The organism is Pseudarthrobacter sp. NCCP-2145, assembly GCF_023708005.1.
Taxonomy (GTDB): Bacteria; Actinomycetota; Actinomycetes; order Actinomycetales; family Micrococcaceae; genus Arthrobacter; species Arthrobacter oxydans.
Window position 1 is genome coordinate 1 of sequence record NZ_BRCG01000011.1, and the last position, 19,943, is coordinate 19,943.

At 66.9% G+C, this 19,943-nt stretch carries 16 protein-coding genes; 8 read left to right on the forward strand and 8 right to left on the reverse strand.

All coding sequences use genetic code 11. The features are described 5' to 3' along the window. Window positions 1-44 precede the first annotated feature (44 nt). Window positions 45-923: a type I methionyl aminopeptidase gene (map, locus tag NFU08_RS10970; protein WP_251423187.1), complete on the reverse strand. Its 879-nt coding sequence runs from the start codon at window positions 921-923 to the stop codon at window positions 45-47. 121 nt (window positions 924-1,044) lie between these two features. Here map and NFU08_RS10975 point away from each other — a divergent pair, with 121 nt between their 5' ends. Beyond that, window positions 1,045-1,209 carry an SPOR domain-containing protein gene (locus tag NFU08_RS10975; protein WP_188732230.1) on the forward strand — a complete coding sequence of 55 codons (165 nt, stop codon included), beginning with the start codon at window positions 1,045-1,047 and terminating at the stop codon, window positions 1,207-1,209. Between the two features lie 54 nt (window positions 1,210-1,263). Here NFU08_RS10975 and panB read toward each other — a convergent pair whose 3' ends face one another. Then, window positions 1,264-2,166, reverse strand: coding sequence for a 3-methyl-2-oxobutanoate hydroxymethyltransferase (gene panB, locus NFU08_RS10980; protein ID WP_174177024.1), 903 nt, complete (start codon window positions 2,164-2,166; stop codon window positions 1,264-1,266). Between the two features lie 275 nt (window positions 2,167-2,441). Between panB and glnA (NFU08_RS10985) the strand changes: the two genes are divergently transcribed. From glnA (NFU08_RS10985) to NFU08_RS11000, 4 genes are read left to right on the forward strand one after another with little or no spacing between them, the layout of a single operon-like run. Next, window positions 2,442-3,782: a type I glutamate--ammonia ligase gene (gene glnA / locus NFU08_RS10985; protein ID WP_066280551.1), complete on the forward strand. Its 1,341-nt coding sequence runs from the start codon at window positions 2,442-2,444 to the stop codon at window positions 3,780-3,782. A 9-nt stretch (window positions 3,783-3,791) separates the two neighbouring features. Then, window positions 3,792-6,803, forward strand: a complete 3,012-nt coding sequence (locus NFU08_RS10990) for a bifunctional [glutamine synthetase] adenylyltransferase/[glutamine synthetase]-adenylyl-L-tyrosine phosphorylase (RefSeq protein ID WP_251423191.1) — start codon at window positions 3,792-3,794, stop codon at window positions 6,801-6,803. Window positions 6,804-6,863: 60 nt separating this feature from the next. Beyond that, window positions 6,864-7,307 carry a VOC family protein gene (locus tag NFU08_RS10995; protein WP_251423194.1) on the forward strand — a complete coding sequence of 148 codons (444 nt, stop codon included), beginning with the start codon at window positions 6,864-6,866 and terminating at the stop codon, window positions 7,305-7,307. A 5-nt stretch (window positions 7,308-7,312) separates the two neighbouring features. Further along, the gene (locus tag NFU08_RS11000) at window positions 7,313-7,828 is read left to right on the forward strand and encodes a GNAT family N-acetyltransferase (protein WP_251423197.1); all 516 of its coding nucleotides are present in this window, start codon (window positions 7,313-7,315) and stop codon (window positions 7,826-7,828) included. Window positions 7,829-8,079: 251 nt separating this feature from the next. Here NFU08_RS11000 and glnA (NFU08_RS11005) read toward each other — a convergent pair whose 3' ends face one another. Continuing rightward, window positions 8,080-9,504, reverse strand: coding sequence for a type I glutamate--ammonia ligase (glnA, locus tag NFU08_RS11005; RefSeq protein ID WP_174177032.1), 1,425 nt, complete (start codon window positions 9,502-9,504; stop codon window positions 8,080-8,082). Between the two features lie 300 nt (window positions 9,505-9,804). On the opposite strand from glnA (NFU08_RS11005), the gene NFU08_RS11010 reads away from it, so the two are divergent. Next, window positions 9,805-10,242, forward strand: a complete 438-nt coding sequence (locus NFU08_RS11010) for an RDD family protein (protein WP_174177034.1) — start codon at window positions 9,805-9,807, stop codon at window positions 10,240-10,242. Between the two features lie 36 nt (window positions 10,243-10,278). Here NFU08_RS11010 and NFU08_RS11015 read toward each other — a convergent pair whose 3' ends face one another. The 4 genes from NFU08_RS11015 to lipB all read right to left on the reverse strand — a co-directional run bounded on the left by NFU08_RS11015 (window position 10,279) and on the right by lipB (window position 13,243). After that, the gene (locus NFU08_RS11015; RefSeq protein WP_251423199.1) at window positions 10,279-10,638 is read right to left on the reverse strand and encodes a DUF3817 domain-containing protein; all 360 of its coding nucleotides are present in this window, start codon (window positions 10,636-10,638) and stop codon (window positions 10,279-10,281) included. Window positions 10,639-10,720: 82 nt separating this feature from the next. Next, the gene (locus tag NFU08_RS11020; RefSeq protein WP_174177038.1) at window positions 10,721-11,473 is read right to left on the reverse strand and encodes a DUF4191 domain-containing protein; all 753 of its coding nucleotides are present in this window, start codon (window positions 11,471-11,473) and stop codon (window positions 10,721-10,723) included. 97 nt (window positions 11,474-11,570) lie between these two features. Further along, window positions 11,571-12,578 carry a lipoyl synthase gene (gene lipA / locus NFU08_RS11025; RefSeq protein WP_174177040.1) on the reverse strand — a complete coding sequence of 336 codons (1,008 nt, stop codon included), beginning with the start codon at window positions 12,576-12,578 and terminating at the stop codon, window positions 11,571-11,573. Continuing rightward, window positions 12,575-13,243 (reverse strand): lipoyl(octanoyl) transferase LipB, encoded by a 669-nt coding sequence (lipB, locus tag NFU08_RS11030; protein WP_174177042.1) that lies wholly within the window; start codon window positions 13,241-13,243, stop codon window positions 12,575-12,577. The genes lipA and lipB overlap by 4 nt, the downstream gene beginning before the upstream one ends. A 162-nt stretch (window positions 13,244-13,405) precedes the next feature. Here lipB and NFU08_RS11035 point away from each other — a divergent pair, with 162 nt between their 5' ends. Further along, window positions 13,406-15,382 carry a serine/threonine-protein kinase gene (locus tag NFU08_RS11035; protein WP_251423201.1) on the forward strand — a complete coding sequence of 659 codons (1,977 nt, stop codon included), beginning with the start codon at window positions 13,406-13,408 and terminating at the stop codon, window positions 15,380-15,382. A 7-nt stretch (window positions 15,383-15,389) separates the two neighbouring features. Here the strand turns inward: NFU08_RS11035 and NFU08_RS11040 are convergent, their stop codons facing one another. After that, window positions 15,390-16,283, reverse strand: coding sequence for a TIGR01777 family oxidoreductase (locus NFU08_RS11040; RefSeq protein ID WP_251423204.1), 894 nt, complete (start codon window positions 16,281-16,283; stop codon window positions 15,390-15,392). 73 nt (window positions 16,284-16,356) lie between these two features. Here NFU08_RS11040 and NFU08_RS11045 point away from each other — a divergent pair, with 73 nt between their 5' ends. Continuing rightward, complete coding sequence (locus NFU08_RS11045; protein WP_251423207.1) at window positions 16,357-19,887, forward strand: S41 family peptidase; 3,531 nt, start codon at window positions 16,357-16,359, stop codon at window positions 19,885-19,887. Window positions 19,888-19,943 lie beyond the last annotated feature (56 nt).

The following is a 19,943-nucleotide window of genomic DNA, read 5'->3' on the forward strand; positions in this document are numbered from 1 at the left end:
GGGCCATGGTGTGTGCGTCGTAGGGGTGCCAGGTGGGGGCAGGGCTAGGGCAGCGTGAGGATTTCCGCGCCGGAGTCCATCACCAGCAGCGTGTGCTCGAACTGGGCAGTGCGCTTCCGGTCCTTGGTGACAACGGTCCAGTCATCGGCCCACATGTCCCATTCCACGGTGCCGAGGGTGAGCATCGGTTCAATGGTGAAGACCATGCCGGCCTCGATCACCGTGTTGTAGGCCGGTGCAGCGTCGTAGTGCGGAATGATGAGCCCGGTATGGAAGGCTTCGCCCACGCCGTGCCCGGTGAAATCACGGACAACACCATAGCCGAAGCGCTTGGCGTAGGACTGGATGGCCCTGCCGATGACATTGATTTCCCGTCCGGGAGCCACAGCCTTGATGGCCCGGTTCAGGGACTCCCGGGTGCGTTCCACCAGCAGCCGGGATTCCTCGTCCACGTCGCCCACCAGGAAGGTGTAGTTGGTGTCCCCGTGGACTCCGTTGATGAAGGCGGTGATGTCGATGTTGAGGATGTCCCCGTCCCGGACCACTGTGCTGTCCGGGATGCCATGGCAAATGACCTCGTTCAGGGAGGAGCACAGCGACTTGGGGAAGCCCCGGTAACCGAGGGTGGACGGGTAGGCGTGGTGGTCAAGGAGGAACTCGTGGCCCACTTTGTCCAGCTGGTCGGTGGTGACGCCGGGCTGGATGTGCTTGCCCACCTCCACGATGGCCTGTGCTGCGATCTTCCCCGCGATCCGGATCTTCTCGATTGTTTCCGGGGACTTGACCTCCGAACCGGTGAATTTCGCCGGTGCGGGCCTGCCGACGTACTCCGGCCGGGGGATGGACGCCGGGACGGGACGCTGCGGACCTATGGTTCCCGGGGTGAGGGTGCCGATGGGTGCAGTCGAGGCAAGGGAAGGCATAGATTGATCATATAAGGCAGTGCAGAACGCCTAACAACCGGAAGCCGCGCAGGGCCTGCGTAAGAATTTAAGTTACGCGGGTCACGCCGCAGCTTTCCCGCCGCCGGAACGAGGAGCAACGATGACTGAGTACTGGTACAACGTCAATACGCATGAGATCGAAGAGGACCGGCTGTCCGACTGGAGCCAGCTGATCGGACCGTACAAAACGCGGGAGGAAGCCGAACACGCGCTGGAGAAGGTGCGGGCCCGCAATGAGGCCTGGGAAAAGGACGACGACGACTGACCGTCGGGCGGGCAGGCCGGCCGGGTGCCGGCCCGCCTGTTCCGTCGGCGCCTTTTAGAACGAGTGTTCCGGCCCGGGGAACTGTCCTGACCTGACGTCATTGCCATACTGCGTGGCAGCGTCCAGCAGCGTGCTGCGCAGGTCTGCGTACTGCTTGACGAACTTGGCCATCCGCCCGCCCCGCAGCCCGGCCATGTCCTGCCACACGAGCACCTGTCCGGTTGTTTCCTTGCCCGCGCCGATGCCCACGGTGGGGACGGGAACAGCCGCGTCCACGGCAGCTGCCGTCCCGGCGGGGACCATCTCCATCAGCACGCAGAACGCGCCCGCCTCAGCGAGGGCGACTGCGTCGTCGATAAGGCGCTGCGCATCGTCGCCGCGGCCCTGCACGCGGTAACCGCCCAGGGCGTGCTCGCTCTGCGGGGTGAAACCGATATGTGCCATGACCGGAATGCCGGCCTGGACCATGGCCTTCACCGTGGGCGCATAGTAGGCGCCGCCCTCGATCTTGACGGCGTGCGCCAGGCCTTCCTTGAGGAACCTGACGCCGGCCCCGACTGCCTGTTCCGCGGACACCTCATAGCTGCCGAACGGCAGGTCGGCCACGATGAGAGCGCGCTTGGCGCTGCGTGCTACGGCACGGCAGAGAGGCAGCAGTTCGTCCACCGTGACGGGAAGGCTGGTCTCGTTGCCGAACACGTTGTTCGAGGCCGAGTCGCCGACCAGGAGAACCTCGATTCCGGCGGCGTCAAAGATTTCAGCCGTGTACTGCTCGTAGGCAGTCAGCATGGCGAACTTGGTACCGTCCCTCTTGGCCTGCTGCAGGTGGTGGATGCGCACCTTGGCCGGCTTCGGCTCTGCCGCAGCCGCAGGCGCAGCTGCCTGGCCCGGCCCGGTGCCGTAGGGGGCGGGGACGTCGGCGGACATGCTGGAATCGGAGCTGGTGCTTGAGGCCATGGCATGAGCGTAGTGGGGGAGCCGCTGTCCTAGCTACCGCGGACCGGAGGCTCCCCTGGTGATAAGGGTCATAGGGACCGGCCTGCGGCGGGTCCGGACGGTGCGCACAGCCCGGTTGCGCGGCTCAAATCCGGTGGCGGGGCGTTAACGCTGTGTTACGCGCGGCGCAGGCTTCAGCATCGGCGCCGAATGCTTAGTACAGTGTTGGTGAACTGCTGCCGGCTTCCCTTTACTGCGGGCCCGGAGCATGGACGTTGACCGGAGAAGAGGCCATCATGGACCGCCAGCAAGAGTTTGTCCTGCGCACAATCGAAGAGCGCGACGTACGTTTCGTGCGCCTGTGGTTCACCGACGTCGTGGGTTCGCTCAAGTCCGTGGCACTGGCCCCCGCAGAGGTTGAGGGTGCGTTCGAGGAAGGCCTGGGCTTCGACGGCTCCGCCATTGAAGGCCTGGCCCGGGTATTCGAGTCAGACATGCTGGCCCAGCCCGATCCCTCCACCTTCCAGATCCTGCCGTGGCGCGGGGAGACGGAACAGACCTCGCGCATGTTCTGCGATATCCTCACGCCGGACGGCGAACCGTCTGCCGCGGATCCCCGCAACGTCCTGAAGCGGACCCTCGCCAAGGCCGCCGACATGGGCTTCACCTGCTACACCCACCCCGAAATCGAGTTCTACCTCCTCAAGTCCCAGGAACCCGGCCCGGACGGCGCCCCCGTGCCCGTGGACGAGGGCGGCTATTTTGACCATGTTCCTGGCGGCGTGGCCCAGGACTTCCGCCGGACAGCTGTCACCATGCTCGAATCCGTGGGCATCTCCGTGGAATTCAGCCACCACGAGGCAGGCCCCGGCCAGAATGAAATCGACCTGCGCTACGCGGACGCCCTGCAGACCGCGGACAACATCATGACCTTCCGCACCGTCATCAAGGAGGTGGCTCTGCAGCAGGGCACCTATGCCACCTTCATGCCCAAGCCGTTCACCGCCCACCCGGGCTCCGGCATGCACACGCACTTCTCGCTGTTCGAAGGCGACACCAACGCGTTCTATGAGGCCGGCGCCGAATTCCAGCTCTCAAAGACCGCCCGCCAGTTCATCGCCGGCATCCTCAAGCACGCGCCCGAATTCACCGCAGTGACCAACCAGTTCGTTAACTCCTACAAGCGCCTCTGGGGCGGCGGAGAGGCTCCGAGCTACCTGAGCTGGGGCCACAACAACCGCTCAGCCCTGGTTCGGGTTCCGCTGTACAAGCCGGGCAAGGGCCAGTCCGCACGGATCGAGTACCGCGGCATCGACTCCGCGGCCAACCCCTACCTGGCCTACGCGGTCCTGCTCGGGGCCGGCCTGAAAGGCATCGAGGAAGGCTACGACCTCCCGGCCGCCGCCGAGGACGACGTATGGTCGCTGAGCTCGGCCGAACGTCGCGCCATGGGACACGATCCCCTCCCTGCCAGCCTGCATGACGCCATCCGGACCATGGAAGACTCTGAGCTCATGCCCCAGATCCTGGGAGAGCAGGTGTTTGAGCACTTCCTGCGCAACAAGCGTGCCGAGTGGCAGGACTACCGCCTGCAGGTGACGCCCTACGAGCTGCAGCGCAACCTCGGCATCCTCTAGGCTGCCGGCGTGAGCCTGGCACGCCGCCTCATTGCGGCCGGATTCAGCGACCTCGACAAGGGGGAGCGGTTCCTTGCTGCGCCGGAACTGGAAGGGCTGGACCAGGACAGGCTGTTTGCGGGCCTGCAGCTGGCAGCCAGCCCGGACACCGCGCTGCAGTCCCTGGTCCGCCTGATCGAAAAGCACCCGGCGCTCCGGGAACTGGCCGCCGCCGACCCCGACGCCAGCGAACCGATGTACCGCGTGCTGGGCGCATCCGAAGCCCTGGGGGAGTTCCTGATCCGGCATCCGGAACACCTGGAGGCCTTCCATGTCCGCGCCAGCCCCGAGCCGATGCAGGCCGATCCCGCCGCCCTGCGCGGGGTCCTCCTGCAGTCTGTGGGAGCCGACCCCCGCGCCGTCCGGCCCGTGGCAGCAAGCACCGGGAATGACGCCTATGCGGCGCTTCGCACGGCGTACCGCAGGGGCGTAGTGGACCTGGCCGTCAAGGACCTGTGCGCAGCCGATCCCCTGGACTTCCTCCCGTCAGCGGGGGCGGAGCTCGCGGACCTTGCCGGCGCAGCCATCGAAGCCGCGCTTGCCGTCTCGCGCGCAGAGGCGGTCGAGCAGTACGGCTCCGGGGACGTTGCCGACGTCGGCCTTGCCGTGATCGGGATGGGCAAGTGCGGCGCCCGCGAACTGAACTACATTTCCGACGTCGACGTCATCTACGTGGTGGACCCCGGCGCCCTCGATGACGCGAAGGCGAACACCATAGGAACAGCGCTGGCGAGCGGAATTTCCCGTGCCATTTCCTCCGTTGCCCGTGAACCGGGCCTGTGGGAGGTGGACGCGAACCTCCGGCCGGAAGGAAAGTCCGGGCCACTGGTCCGTACCCTGGCCTCGCACCAGACGTACTATGCCCGCTGGGCTGAAAGCTGGGAGTTCCAGGCGCTGCTGAAGGCCCGGACCATTGCCGGCGACGCCGACCTCGGCCGCCGCTACGAGGAAGCCGTGGCGCCGCTGATCTGGAGTTCGGCCAGCCGGGACGGATTCGTGGAATCGGTGCAGGCCATGCGCCGCCGGGTGACCGAACACATTCCGGCTGCGGAGGAGCAGCGGCAGATCAAGCTTGGCCGCGGCGGGCTGCGTGACGTCGAATTCACCGTGCAGCTGCTCCAGCTGGTCCACGGCAAGGCAGACGAAACATTACGGCGCCGGGACACCACCTCCGCCATCGCGGCCCTGTCCGCGGGGGGCTATATCGGCCGCTCGGACGCGGCCGCCTTCGACAACGCCTACCGCTACCTGCGCCTGCTGGAACACCGCATCCAGCTCTTCCAGCTGCGCAGGACGCACTTGATGCCCGTTGCCGAACCGGCGCTCAGGTCGCTGGCAAAAGCCGTGCTGGGCCCGTTCTCCAACGAGCGGCCCCATCCGGACGCCCTGCTGTCCACCTGGCAGAAGACCAAGCGCTCCGTCCGGGAATTGCACGAGCGCATCTTCTACCGCCCGCTGCTCAACACGGCGGCCAAGCTCAGCAGCGAAGACGCAAGGCTGACGCCGGAAGCAGCCGAGGGCCGCCTGGCTGCGCTGGGGTACCGGGACCCGAAGGGCGCCATGCGCCATATCGAGGCGCTGACCGCCGGGGTCAGCCGGCGCGCAGCCCTCCAGCGGCAGCTGCTGCCGATCCTGCTCGACTGGCTGGCTGAAGGCGTGGACGCGGACGCCGGGCTCCTTGCGTTCCGGCGCGTCAGCGAAGCCCTGGGAACCACGCACTGGTACCTGGGGATGCTCCGGGACTCCAATGCTGCCGCAGAGCGGCTGTGCCACATGCTGTCCAACTCACGGCTCATCGCGGATCTGCTGGAGGTTTCGCCCGAGTCCGTGGCCTGGCTGGGCCAGGACAAGGACCTGGCACCTGTGGGGTTCGATGCCCAGTGGCAGGAAATCACCTCCAAGATGTCTCGGCATGCGGATCCGGAAAGCGCCATGCGCCTCATCCGGCTGATCCGGCGTCGTGAAATCCTTCGGATCGCCATCGCCGATTCGGCCGGCCTGCTGGACCAGGACCAGGTGGGGAGGGCCCTGGCGGACACGGACAGGGCCGCGGTCCTGGGCGCCCTGCGCGTGGCGGAGGGCATCGTCTCCGCCAACGGGCCGCTGAAGACCACCGTGCTGGTGGTTGCCATGGGACGCCAGGGCGGCCGCGAGATCGGCTACGGTTCGGACGCGGATGTGATGTACGTGCACAGGGCCCTGCCCGGGTTCAGCCCCGAAGAAGCACAGGAGCAGGCCACCCGGATCGTCAACAAGGTTTCCACCCTGCTGACGCAGCCGTTGAAGCCGGCCATCATGGCCGAGCGGGTGCTCCAGATGGATGCGGACCTGCGCCCCGAGGGGAAGAACGGTGCCATGGTCCGTTCCCTCGACTCCTTTGCGGAATACTACCGGCGCTGGTCCCTTATCTGGGAGGCGCAGGCACTGCTCAGGGCCCGTCCCATGGCCGGCAATGACGACCTGGCCAAGGACTTCCTGGAACTCATCGACCCCATCAGGTATCCGGAATCGGTTGCGGAGACCGACGTGCGGGAAATCAGGCGGATCAAGGCGCGCGTGGAGTCCGAACGACTGCCCCGCGGCGCGGACCCCGCCCGCCACCTCAAGCTGGGCCGGGGCGGACTGAGCGACGTCGAATGGCTTGTGCAGCTCCTGCAGTTGCAGCACGCCGGCAGCCACCCGGAGCTGCGGACCACGTCCACCCTGGAAGCGCTGGATGCTGCCGCCCGGTCCGGCCTGCTCGCACGGGACGACGCCGGCCTGCTGGCCGCCGCCTGGCGTCTTGCAAGCCGGATCCGGTCCGCGAACGTCATCTGGAGCGGCAAGGCGTCGGACCTTCTGCCGTCGTCCCGGCGGGACCTGGAAGCTGTGGCCCGCTGGTGCGGGTACGAACCGGGACAGGCAGCGGCGCTGGAGGAGGATTACCTGCGGGTCAGCCGGCGGGCGAGGGCTGTCTTCGAGCGGGTCTTCTACGGCCAGTAGCCGGCAGGGGGCGGCAGGAAGCGGCTGACGCCTGTCAGGGTCCGGTGCTAGGTTGAGCGCATGGCAAGCCAACTCTTCCTCAACCTGCCCGTCCAGGACCTCCAACGCTCGGTCCGGTTCTTCACGGCCCTGGGCTTCACCTTCAACCCTGATTTCACGGACGAGAAGGCCACGTGCATGGTGGTCAACGAGAACGCGTACGTGATGCTCCTGGTGGAGGCGTACTTCAAGACCTTCACCACCAAGGAGGTCGCCGGCACCAGCGGTTCAGCGGAGGCAATCATCGCCTACTCCGTGGACAGCAGGGAGGCCGTGGACCAGGCAGTGCAGACTGCCCTGGCCAACGGCGGCTCGGCGTCCCAGGGTGCCCAGGACTACGGCTTCATGTACAACCACAGCTTCCAGGATCCGGACGGTCACCTTTGGGAGGTTTTCTGGATGGACCCGGCAGGCCCGCCGGCCGGCTCCCCTTCAGGCGAAGATCCTGCCGGACCGCAGTCCTGAACAGCATGGGCACGGGGGTCTGGCTGATTTCGCTCCAGGACCTCGACGACGACGCCCGCGCCATCCACCTCGAGGCAGTTGCCGGACTCGAAACGGGGCCGGGGCAGGACAGGTTTGTTGGCGATCCGCTCCGCATGGCACTGGCCGGACTCGCCGAGGAATCACGCCGGCCCTATGTGATCGAGTCCGCAGGCCGGGCCGTTGGTGTCCTGACCCTGCAGGCCGGGGCGGCGCGCCTGGCAGGCTGGCCGGACGACCACTCTGCGTGGCTCCTCAGGGGCTTCCTGATCGACAGGCGCGAACAGGGCAGGGGGCTCGGGCCGCTCGCGGCGGCCGCCGCTGTGTCCGCCGCCCAAAAACTCACCGCCAGGCACCAAACGGGGGAGGCCGGCGTCGTTCTTTCCGTCAATGAAGCGAACGCTGCGGGCCTGTCCGCCTACAACCGCGCCGGGTTCGTGGACCGGGGACAGTACATTGGCGGGCAGGCGGGTCCGCAGCGGATCATGTTCCACAGTTTTTGACCACAATGGCATAACAGGCGGCGGGCCGCATTGCGCTGAGAAAGCGATTGCCCGATCATGTGGAATGGCGGTGTTCTTCAACCTTGTTGGGGGGAGGGCTGAAACTGGTCTTCGTCCCGGGGGGCATTCGTCAGGGGGTCCGGCTCCCGGTCTCAGCACGTCTGGAGCCGGGCTCCCACCTTCGGGCCACACGCAAAAGGCGGCCACCGGTGAAGCGGTGGCCGCCTTTGGTGTCTCAGGAGACGGTGATGCTAGACGCCGTAGTAGAGCTCGAACTCGTAGGGGTTCGGGCGCAGGGACAGCGGGCGGATCTCGTTCTCGTACTTGTACTCGATCCAGGTGTCGATCAGGTCCTGGGTGAACACGCCACCGGCCTGCAGGAACTCGTTGTCCTCGCGCAGGGCCTCCAGTGCTTCCTCGAGGGTGCCCGGAGCCTTGGGAATGTCCTTGGCCTCTTCGGCGGGGAGCTCGTAGAGGTCCTTGTCGATCGGGGCCGGGGGCTCAATGCGGTTGCGGATGCCGTCGATGCCGGCCATCAGCTGGGCAGCGAACGCCAGGTACGGGTTGGAGGAGGGGTCCGGAGCGCGGAACTCGATGCGCTTGGCCTTGGGGTTGGAGCCCGTGATCGGGATGCGGATACCTGCGGAGCGGTTGCCCTGCGAGTAAACCATGTTGACCGGAGCTTCGAAGCCCTTGACCAGGCGGCGGTAGGAGTTCACCGTCGGGTTGGTGAAGGCCAGGACGGCGGAGGCGTGCTTGAGCAGGCCGCCAATGTACCAGCGGGCGGTGTCGGACAGGCCGGCGTAGCCCTTCTCGTCGTAGAACAGCGGCTCGCCGCCGTTCCACAGCGACTGGTGGCAGTGCATGCCGGAGCCGTTGTCGCCAAAGACCGGCTTGGGCATGAACGTTACGGACTTGCCCCAGGCGTCTGCGGTGTTCTTGATGACGTACTTGAACTTCTGCAGGTCATCGGCAGCGTGCGTCAGGGTGGTGAACTTGTAGTTGATCTCTGCCTGGCCGGCGGATCCAACTTCGTGGTGGCTGCGCTCGACCTCAAGGCCGGCCTCGTCCAGGGCGACACACATGGCGTCGCGCAGGTCAGCCTGCTTGTCGGTGGGGGAAACCGGGAAGTAACCGCCCTTGACGGGGGTCTTGTAACCCAGGTTTCCGCCTTCTTCCTCGCGGCCCGTGTTCCAGTGGGCTTCCTCGGAGTCGATCTTGTAGAAGCTGCCCTGGGGGGAGGACTGGTACTGCACATTGTCGAACACGAAGAACTCAGCTTCGGGAGCGAAGAACGCGGTATCGGCAATGCCGGTGGAGGCCAGGTAGGCTTCGGCCTTCTCGGCAACGCCGCGGGGGTCGCGGTGGTACGGATCGCCCGTACGGGGGTTGACGATGGAGAAGTTCAGCGCCAGCGTCTTCTCCATGCGGAAGGTGTCCAGGAACGCAGTGGTGACGTCCGGGATCAGCTGCATGTCAGATTCTGCAATGCCCTGGAAGCCGCGGATGGAGGATCCGTCGAAGAGCTGGCCGTTGACGAAGAAGTCAGCGTCAACGCTCTTGGCCGGCACGTTGAAGTGCTGCTGGACGCCGGGGAGGTCGGTGAAGCGGATATCGACGAATTTAATATCTTCGTCCTTGATGAACTTGAGGACTTCGTCCGCAGTCTTGAACATCTATGCTCCTAACGCATATGTAATATCTGGCTGGCAAGCCAGCTGATCCAGCGCAATCCGAAGCGCAGGGAAACGCAGTTTCCCTGCTGTAAGTACCCTGCTGGTGTTACCTGCCCTGTACTGCCCGCCGGCGGATTGCTTGAAACTGGTAACAGCCTATGGACGCGGCATTTCCCGTCCGTGTCCGCATTGTTTCGGGCAGGTTACATAGTGCCCTGATATGGCAACGCTATCTTCCGTCCACTCTGTGGTCTAACTCCATCCACAGTGTGGTCGGCGGGAAGTCGCTAAGCTTGGACCGTGGTAGATCGCAAAGACATCGGCTCCTGGCTCTCCGGCCCCGATACATCGGGCATTTCGAAATATCCGGGGGAGCGGCTGGGACTGCCCGAGTCGGGACCAGGCTCCATTGCGCGGGCGGGCCGCAGGATCGCGGCCATCATGATCGACTGGGGCGTCGCGCTCCTGATCAGCAACTTCGCTTTCGGAGGAGATCCGTGGGCCACCCTGGCGATCTTCGCCGTTGAACAGACCCTGCTGATAGGAACCCTGGGCTACAGCATCGGACACCGTGCCATGGGGATCCACGTGGTGAAGGCCGGCGGCGGGCCGGCCGGGCCGCTGGCGGCGCTGGTGAGGTCCCTGCTGCTTTGCCTGGTCATCCCCGCGGTAATTTTCGACCCCGACCACCGGGGCCTCCACGACAAGGCCATGGATACGCTGCTGGTGCGGCGCTAACGGCCGCAGCCCCGGACTTCCGGGCCCGAAGCGCCGCTAGACGGAGCTGGCTTCCCGGACTGCCGTGGTGTCCGGTGTCGGCGGGGTGGCGTCCAGGTAGTTCCGCTTGTCCGCCCAGCGCTCGAACAGGACCGTGGCGAACGGGAAAACGGCGGAGATGCCTGCGAACAGCGCCACGACGAAGGGCCACCGCTGCAGCCTCCAAAGCGCAAGGGCGGCAATGCCGTAGCCCACAAACAGTGCACCATGTATTGGTCCGGCAACCTGGACGCCTATTTCAGTGGTGCCGGCAATCCACTTGAAGTACATGCCGATAAGGAGCGCCGCCCAGCTGAAGGCTTCGGCGATGGCCAGGATCCGGAATGCGCGGATCACCGCTGTTTTCTTGAAGGTCACAATAACGTCCTCTCCTGCCGTGAAAGCGGCAAAGAAACGCCCCGGCTGCCGGCCGGAGCCGGAACCGGGGCAGGTTCAAAAACTAGCGTCCGCGGTTGGGACGCGCCTTGTAGGGGTCGATGCCCTTGGGGATCGGGAGGCGGTTGCCCAGTGAGGAGATGCGCTTGGACACTGCGTTCACCTCAAGCTTGGTCAGTTCCTTCTTGAGCTTGCCCATCTTCTTGGCCACCTCGCTGATGGGCACCTGGCCCTCGCCCCGGCCGCTTTCGATGACGTGGACGGTGACGTTCGGCAGGATGCGCGCAAGCCGTTTGCGTTCCGCGTCCAGAAGAGGCTTTACCCGGTGCGTAGGGCCTTCGCTGACAAGGACGACGCCGGGACGGCCGATGGCGCGGAAGACGGCGTCCTGCGTCCTTGGGTTGACGGCAACAGGCTGTTCCTCGGTGATCCAGCCGCGGCGGAGCGTTCCCAGTGCGGCGCCGGAAGCGCCGGGCTGGTTCTCGATCTGGGCGAATGCGGCGCGTTCTGCCCTGCGGGACAGGATGAACGTGGCGCCAAGCAGGCCCAGGGGGATGCCGATGATCAGGCCGGTGATCCAGTTTTCCAGCCAGAAGCCCACCAGGAAGCTGACAGCCACGACGCCAAGGAAAACCAGCAGCATCAGCCACGGGACCATGGGGTCATGACGGCGGGTCATGGTGAAGACTTCGCGGATCTGCTTGAGCCGGCTGGGCTTCTTGGCCTTCGCTTCTTTCGGCTTGCGGGAGAAGAGGCCACGCTTGACTGCGCTGGAGCCAGACGGAGTGGAGTTGCTGGAATCAGGGGATTTCGCCATAGTGCCTTAATTCTACGTGACCAAAGCCGCAGGGCCGGCACCGGATTATTCCTGTGCCGGCCCTGCGGGGACGCTGCGTTTTTTGGGGAACTGCAGATCAGTGGTGTGCTGCGATGAGTGAGCTGGCTTCCTGGCGGGTGCTGCCGGAGGACTCGATGTGGGCGAGTTCGGCGGGGATCTCCCAACCTTTCTTCCGCATCGCGGTGGCCCAGAGCCGCCCGGCGCGGTAGGAGGAACGGACCAGCGGCCCGGACATCACGCCGAGGAACCCGATCTCGGTGGCCTCGTCCTGGAGGTCCACGAATTCCTGCGGCTTGACCCACCGGTCCACCGGCAGGTGCCGCTCACTCGGGCGCAGGTACTGGGTGATGGTGATCAGGTCGCACCCGGCCTCGTGCAGGTCCCGCAGGGCCTCGGAGATCTCCTCGCGGGTTTCGCCCATGCCCAGGATCAGGTTGGACTTGGTGACCATGCCCAGGTTCCGGCCCTGCGTGATCACGTCCAGGGACCGCTCGTACCGGAACGCGGGCCGGATCCGCTTGAAGATCCGGGGCACGGTCTCGACGTTGTGCGCGAACACCTCGGGCCTGGAATCGCAGATGGCTTTGATGTGCCCGGGTTTGCCGGAGAAGTCCGGGATCAGCAGTTCCACCCCGGTGCCGGGGTTCAGTTCGTGGATCTTCCGGACCGTCTCGGCGTACAGCCACACGCCCTCGTCTTCGAGGTCGTCCCGGGCCACGCCGGTGACGGTGGCGTAACGCAGCTGCATCGCCTGCACGGACCGGGCCACCTTGGTGGGTTCGAACATGTCCACCGGGGAGGGCTTGCCGGTATCGATCTGGCAGAAATCACAGCGCCGGGTGCACTCGGACCCGCCGATCAGGAACGTGGCTTCCTTGTCCTCCCAGCACTCGAAAATGTTGGGGCAACCGGCCTCCTCACACACCGTGTGCAGGCCTTCTTTCTTGACCAGGTTCTTGAGCTGGACAAACTCCGGGCCCATCTGGACCTTCGCCTTGATCCACTCCGGCTTACGCTCCACCGGAACAGCAGAATTGCGCTGTTCAACGCGCAAAAGCTTCCGGCCTTCAGGTGCCAATGTCACAGTAGTGCTCCTTCGGGGGTAGCGACCAGGGCGTCTTCATTCTTGCGCAGTTCTTCTGTAATGCGGGCCACGAGGTCAGCCGGGGCGACGTCACGGCCCGTTTCCTGGGCGATGGTTGTCACGCCGGCGTCAGTGATGCCGCAGGCGATGATCTGGGAATAGGGGGCGAGGTCGTTGTTGCAGTTGATGGCGAACCCGTGCATGGTCACGCCCTCATGCACCCGAATGCCGATGGCGGCAATCTTCCGGTCCGGGCCCTTGCTGTCCGCGGTGATCCAGACTCCGGCCCTGCCCTTGATGCGGACTGCGGTGATTCCGTAATCGGCCAGCACCGCGATGATCACGGCTTCCAGGCGTTCCACATAGTCGCGGATGCCTGCCCGGTTTTTCAGTTTGATGATGGGGTATCCCACCAGCTGGCCGGGCCCGTGCCAGGTCAGCTTTCCGCCCCGGTCCACGGGGACCACCGGAGTGCCGTCGAAGGGCCGTTCATGATCCTCGGTCCGTTTGCCTGCGGTGTAGACCGCAGCGTGTTCCAGGAGGAGGACAGTGCTGGGGGCCATCCCCGCGACCACTTTGTCGTGGAGTTCGCTCTGGATCTGCCAGCCACGGGTGTAGTCGACAAAATCGGGAGCAAGACCCAGCTGTGAAAACTCAAGAGTCATGGCATCCAGCTTAGACCCCGCGGCGTCCCGTGCCCGGTTTAGTGTTGAAGCTCACCCACCTGCCGGAGGGACGTCACACGGAGCCTCCAGCGTGGCCGGGCGCTGCCGTGAAGCCTGTGGATAACTTCTGCACGGCGAAGAGGATTCGGCTAGACATGTCGTATGGAAATTTCGCAGGTGCCCGAGGTGCCGCCCGGGGTGCCCGGCTTCGCCGTGGGACGCATGCTGGGGCGCGGAGGGTGCGCGACGGTCTGGCTGGCCAGGGAAAACCGGACCGGGCGGGACTTTGCCCTCAAGTGCTTCCACCCCGGCACGGCCGGCCCAGCCGGTGGTGAACCGCTGACTGAGGACGCGGTCCGGCGCGAGGTCCGCATCCTGTCAGTCCTGGACCACCCGCACCTGGTCAAGGCACATGATGCCGTCCGGTTTCCAGGACAGCCCGAAGGCGGCACGGCCCTGGTGATGGATTATGCGCCGGGCGGGTCCCTGGCCGGCCTCATGGCCAGCCGCGGAAAGTTGAGCGTTGGCGAAACGGTCACGGTGCTGACACCCATCGCCCAGGCGCTGGGATACCTGCACAGCAAGGGATTCACCCATGCGGACGTCTCGCCGGGAAACGTCCTGTTCACCGGGCAGGGAAAACCCTTGCTGTCAGACGTCGGCATCGCGCGGATGCTGGGCGACCCCGGCCATGCAGCAGCGTCAGGAACACCGGGCTTCGTGGACCCGTCACCGGTGGACGCCGTGCGTGGCCTGCAGCCCGAAAGGGATGTCTATTCGACGGCGGCGCTGGGCTGGTTCTGCCTCACGGGCCAGGCTCCGCCCAGGACGTCGGGCCGGCCGCCGCTGCCGCTCCTGGTTCCGGATGTTCCGCGGGAGCTGGCCGCTGCACTGGAAGCAGGCCTGAACGAGGACCGGCGTGCCCGGCCCACCGCGGCGGCGCTGGCTACCGCCGTCTACCGCAGCGCGTCGCCCCGGCCACTGGACCTCGCCGCCTCCGTCCATCCCACGGTGATTCCGGAGCTGTTGACCCGCCGGCAGGACCCGGCACCATCCCGGCCCAGGGCAGCTGCGGAAAAGTACAAGGCCGCAGGAAGGTGGATCGCCACTGCCAGATGGTCCGGCCATTCCTTCGCCGGCCCGCGCATGCCGTTTCCACAGCCCGTCAACGAACGCCGCCCTTCCGGCGGGAAGCACGCCGGCCGAGCGGACGTTGGCAGCGCCCAAGCTGGCCCGGCAGATGTTGGCACAGCAGAAGTTGGCACAGCAGATACCGGCACGGCACGATCCAGCCCAACAGGTGGAGGTCCAGTACGATCCAGCCCGGCAGATGCGGGCGTGGCACATCCTGGCCCAACCCACCTCAGCAGGGGACGGCGCCGCTCACCCCTGCAGCGCCGCGCGCCACTGCTGCGAGGCTTCCTCCCTGCGGCCGCCGTGGTGGCGGCGGCCGTGGCATGGTGGCTTGCAGGGGCCGCAGAACTGCCTTTTAAGCCAGGTCCTGCGCCGGAGTCCGTCACGGTCCGGGAGTCCAGTGTTGGTCAGGAATCCGGCGGCGGATGGGCGCCCGACACTCCCTCGGGTGGGGCTGCGGAAAGTGAAGATGCAGCAAGTGGACCTGCTGCCAGCCCAGCAGCCCAGGACATCTCCGGCGCTCCCACCGAAATCGGCGGGAGCGAACAGGGAGCAGTGAAAAACGGCGGGGGCGACAACAGCGGTGGCCCTGCGGCTGCGGCCAGGCAGCAGGCGCGGGCGTCGGATCCCATCCAGGCTGTCCAGGGCCTCGCTGCCCTGCGGGACCTGGCCTTCAGCACGGGAGAGCTCGGGCTGCTCGACGAGGTTAACGCGGGAGGCTCCCCGGCAGCTGCCGCCGATGGGCGGACAGCCGAACGGCTTCGAAGCTCCGGCCACGTCCTCGCCGGGTTTTCCAGCACCCTTGCCGAGTTGCATCTGGAGGACGAAGCCACTGCCGCCCGCGCCCTGGTGCGGGTGCGCTCCAGTTCCTCCGCATATGAGGAGAAGGATGCCGGGGGCTCCGTCGTCGGGACGGGCCCGGCCACCACCAGCCGCCAGCTCCGACTGGTCCTCGTGACCGTGGGCGGCGCGTGGCGCATCAGCGAGATCCTTCCAGGGGACTGATCCCCACCTAGTCCTTGCCGGCAACCCACTGGGCGGCCTCTGCCACCGTGGGGTGCTGCCACGCGAAACCGGCCCCGAGGAGCACCGCCGGTTCCATGCGCTGGCTGGAAAGCAGGAGTTCCTCCGCCAGATCCCGCATCAGCAGCCGCAGCACAGGGGCGGGGACCCGCAGGGCCGCGGGCCGGTGCAGTGCACGCGCAATTTCCCCCACCAGCGTGCCCACGTCAGCCTGCTCGGGAGCGCACAGGTTCACTGGCCCGCTGACCCGTGACTCGAGCAGAAAGAGGAATGCCGCCGATACGTCCGGCAGGGTGACCCAGGGCCAGTACTGCCGGCCGCTCCCCAGCGGCCCGCCCAGGCCCAGCCGGATCAGGGGCAGCAGCCTGCCCAGCGCCCCGCCTGACCGGCTGAGGACAACGCCTGTCCGCGTTGTCACCACCCGCACCCCGTCCGGGGCCGAACGGGCTGCGTCCTCCCACTCAACGCAGATCCGCGACAAGGTTCCCGATCCCGGCGGTGCGGACTCACGGAGTACGGTGTTGCCGGCGTCGCCGTAATAGTTCGAGCCGGACTGGCTGATAAAGGCCGCCGGCGGGGAATCCAAGTGCCGCATCGCCTGCGTGAGGGTCCGCGTTGATCCAATCCGCGAGCTGAACAGCTCCTCCACCCGTTTGCGGGTCCAGGGCCGGTCCCCGATGCCGGCGCCGGAAAGGTTAACCACGGCATCCGCCCCGGCCAGGGCCTGCGGATCCAGGTCACCGGCCGCGGGATCCCACCTGACCTCGGACGCGGAGGCGGGGTCCCCCCTGACCAGGGACACGACGTCGTGGCCTGCCTTGGTGAAGGTTTCTGACATGGAAGTGCCGAGGAGCCCGGAGGCGCCGGCCATGACGATGCGCATGGTCCATCTCACCACGCCGCAGCGCCGGCGGCACCTCCCGACAGGCCGCAGGAGGGTTGACTATGATCGAACGATGACCTTTTCCAGCTACTTCCGTTTCCCGCATCTGCACGGCGATCTGGTCACTTTCGTGGCCGAGGACGACGTGTGGATCGCGCCCTTGGGCGGCGGCCGCGCCTGGCGCGTCTCGGCCCTCCAACTGCCCGCCCGCAACCCCCGGTTCACCCCCGACGGGAAGCGGCTGGTGTGGACGGTGGTCCAGGGAACGGCGCCGGAAGTGGTGTCGGCAGAAGTCGACGGCGGCGGGTACAGGCAGCTGACCTTCTTCGGCCACACCACAACGCGGGTCAAGGGATTCACTGCCAGCGGTTCAGTGGTGGTCACCAGCGCGTTCCGCCAGGCCGAAAGCAGGCACACGCACGCCTACAGCGTCCCGCTAGAGGGCGGCTGGGCCGAGGAACTCCCGTACGGGCCGGTTGAGTCCGTAGCCTTTGGTCCGGAGGTGGGCGACGAGCGGCCCGTGGTGGTGGGCAGCGTGCTGTCCCGCGAACCCGCCTGGTGGAAACGCTACCGCGGCGGCACCGCGGGGAAGCTGTGGATCGACGCCGACGGCAACGGGGAGTTTGAACGCCTGGTGCCGGAGCTTGACGGCAACCTTGCCGATCCCATGTGGGTGGACGGCCGGATCGCCTTCCTTTCGGACCACGAGGGCTACGGCAACCTCTATTCGGTCCTTCCCAGCGGAAAGGACCTGCGCCGCCACACGGACCACGAGGACTTCTACGTCCGGCATGCCGCCACCGACGGCAAACGGGTCATTTTCGAATCCGCCGGCGAGCTGTGGGTACTGCACGATCTCGGCTCCGACGCCGTTCGGCTGGACATCACCCTTGGCTCCGCCTCGCAGTCCAGGCGTCCTGCCCTGCTCAAGACCGCCAGGCACCTCGGTGCGGCAGTACCTGACACGACCGGTTCCGCCAGTGCAATCGAAGCCCACGGCACCATCCACTGGCTGCGCCACAAGGACGGGCCGTCCCGCATCATCGAGGCGACGCCGGGTGTCCGCGCCCGCCTGCCCCGGCCCCTGGGGGACGGTCGGATCGCCTACCTCGCAGACCACGGCAACGTCGAGGCGTTGTACATCAAGGACATCGCGGCTCCGGTGCCGCATGCCGGGCTTGGCGGCACGGAAGGGAGCGCGGGCCCGGGTGGCGCCGCAACCCGCAGCACGGCGGACGTTCCCACGCCGGTGGCCGCAGGAAAGGAAGAGACCGTAGTCCTGCCGCAGCCGGTCCCCGCTGCCGGTGCTGCCGCGCTGGCCGGGAACCCTGCGCTGGCCGGGAACGCCGTGCCGGCCCACGCCTCTGATGAGCAGGCCGACGTTGCTCCTGAAGCCGGCTCCTCCGCCGAAGCACAGGCACTTCCGGCAGCAACCCGCATCGACTTTCCCCGTCCGTCGCGTGCCAGCGCCCTGGAAGCCAGTCCTGACGGGCAACGGCTCGCCCTCGGCACGTCCTTCGGCGAGGTTTATGTGGCGGACACCCGCACAGGTGAACTGACGCTGGTGTCCAGCATTGGCGAGGGCACGGTTGCCGACCTCTCGTGGTCGGCGGACTCGCAGTGGCTCGTGTGGTCGGAACCGGTCACGTCCTTCGGTTCCCGCAGCCGGCTGCGGATGGCCAGCGTGGCAAAGCCGGGATCCGTCCCGGTGGATGTCACGGACGGCCGCTTCGGAGACAAGTCCCCGGTCTTTACCCCGGACGGGAAGTTCCTGGCGTTCCTGTCGAACCGCAGCTTCGACCCGGTGTACGACGGACATTCCTTCGACCTCTCCTTCCCCAGCCCCATCAAGCCGTACCTTGTGGCACTCGCGGCGGACACGCCGTCGCCCTTTGGTCCCGCGGTGGACTCCGATGCAGGGGAAGCTGCCGCCGCAGGGGGAGACGGGCAGGGCCCGGACGGGGAATCGGCAGCACCGGACGTTCGGGTGGACGCCGAGGGCCTGGCCCACCGGGTCATCACCGTTCCCGTGCCGCAGGGGAACTACACCTCACTGAAGGCAACTGAGGGGGCCCTGCTGTGGCTCGACTGGGCCCTCGCCGGGGTCACCGGCGACGGCAAGGCCAGCCAGGACGACAAGGACGCCCGCCCCAGCCTGGTCCGGTTCGACCTTGGACGGCGAAAGCAGGCCACCCTGGTGGACGCGCTGGACAGCTACCGGCTGTCAGGGGACCGCAGCAAGGTGGTGCTGGTCTCGGACAAGCAGGTCACCGTGGTGCCCGCAGATGCCAAGGCGGATGAGGAATCCGGGAAGCTGGTCAAGGTTGACCTCGGCCGGATCCGGGTCATGATGGAACCGCTCAGCGTATGGGGCCAGGCCTTCGACGAGGCGTGGCGGCTGCAGCGCGACTTCTTCTGGACCGAGGACATGGCCGGCCAGGACTGGGAATCCATCCACAAGCGCTACCGTCCCCTGGTGGAGCGCCTGGGCTCCCACGATGACCTGGTGGACCTCCTCTGGGAACTGCACGGCGAGCTGGGAACCTCGCACGCCTACGTCCGGCCGGCACTTGTCACGGAGAACGGCAGCCACGGCCAGGGCAGGCTGGGCGCCGACCTGGCCTACACGTCCGCCGGCTGGGAAATCACGCGGATCCTTGCCGGCGAGTCCTCCGACCCGCTGGCGACGTCGCCCCTGACCCGGCCCGGCGTCGGCGGCAAGGCGGGGGATATCCTGCTCGCCATCGACGGCGTGCCGCTCTCGGAAAGCGTCACCCCGGCCATGCAGCTTGTCGGAGCCGCAGGGCGCGCCGTCGAGCTGACCCTCCTGAACGGTGCTGCGCACGGAGCCGCAGCGGGCACCCAGCGCCGCGTCGCCGTCGTGCCCGTCAAGGACGAGGAGCGCCTCCGGTACCAGGAATGGGTGGCTTCGAACCGGCGGACCGTCCGTGAAGCGTCAGCGGGCACATTCGGCTACCTCCACATCCCGGACATGATGGCGAACGGCTGGGCACAGCTGCACCGGGACCTGGACACCGAAACTGCCCTGGACGGACTGATCGTCGATGTGCGGCGCAACCGCGGCGGGCACACCTCGCAGCTGGTGGCAGAGCTCATTGGACGCAAGGTCACGGGCTGGAGCATGCCCCGCGGCGAAAAGCCCCGGACATACCCCCACCATGCGCCGCGCGGTCCGGTGATCATCCTGGCCGATGAGTTTGCCGGCTCGGACGGGGACATCATCACGCAGGTGTCCAAGCTGAGGGGGATCGGGCCGGTCATCGGAACGCGCACGTGGGGCGGGGTGGTGGGCATCGACAACCGCTTCGCCCTGGCCGACGGCACCGGCGTGACGCAGCCGCGGTACGCCACCTGGTTCGGCGGCGGTGTGGGCTGGAGCGTGGAGAACTACGGGGTGGACCCGGACATCGAGGTCACGTTCCCGCCCCATGCCTATGCCGCGGGCCGGGACCCCCAGCTGGAGTACGGCATTGGTGCGCTGAAGGAAATGATCCAGGAACTGCCCACCGACCGTCCGCCGGCCCGCGAAGGCTACCGCCGGCTGCGTCCCGCCCCGCTGCCGGCACGCCGCCAGGGGAAGTAGCCCCAGCGGCAGAAGCCGCATCGGCAGTAGAACCGCAGCGCAGCAAAAAGCCCTGC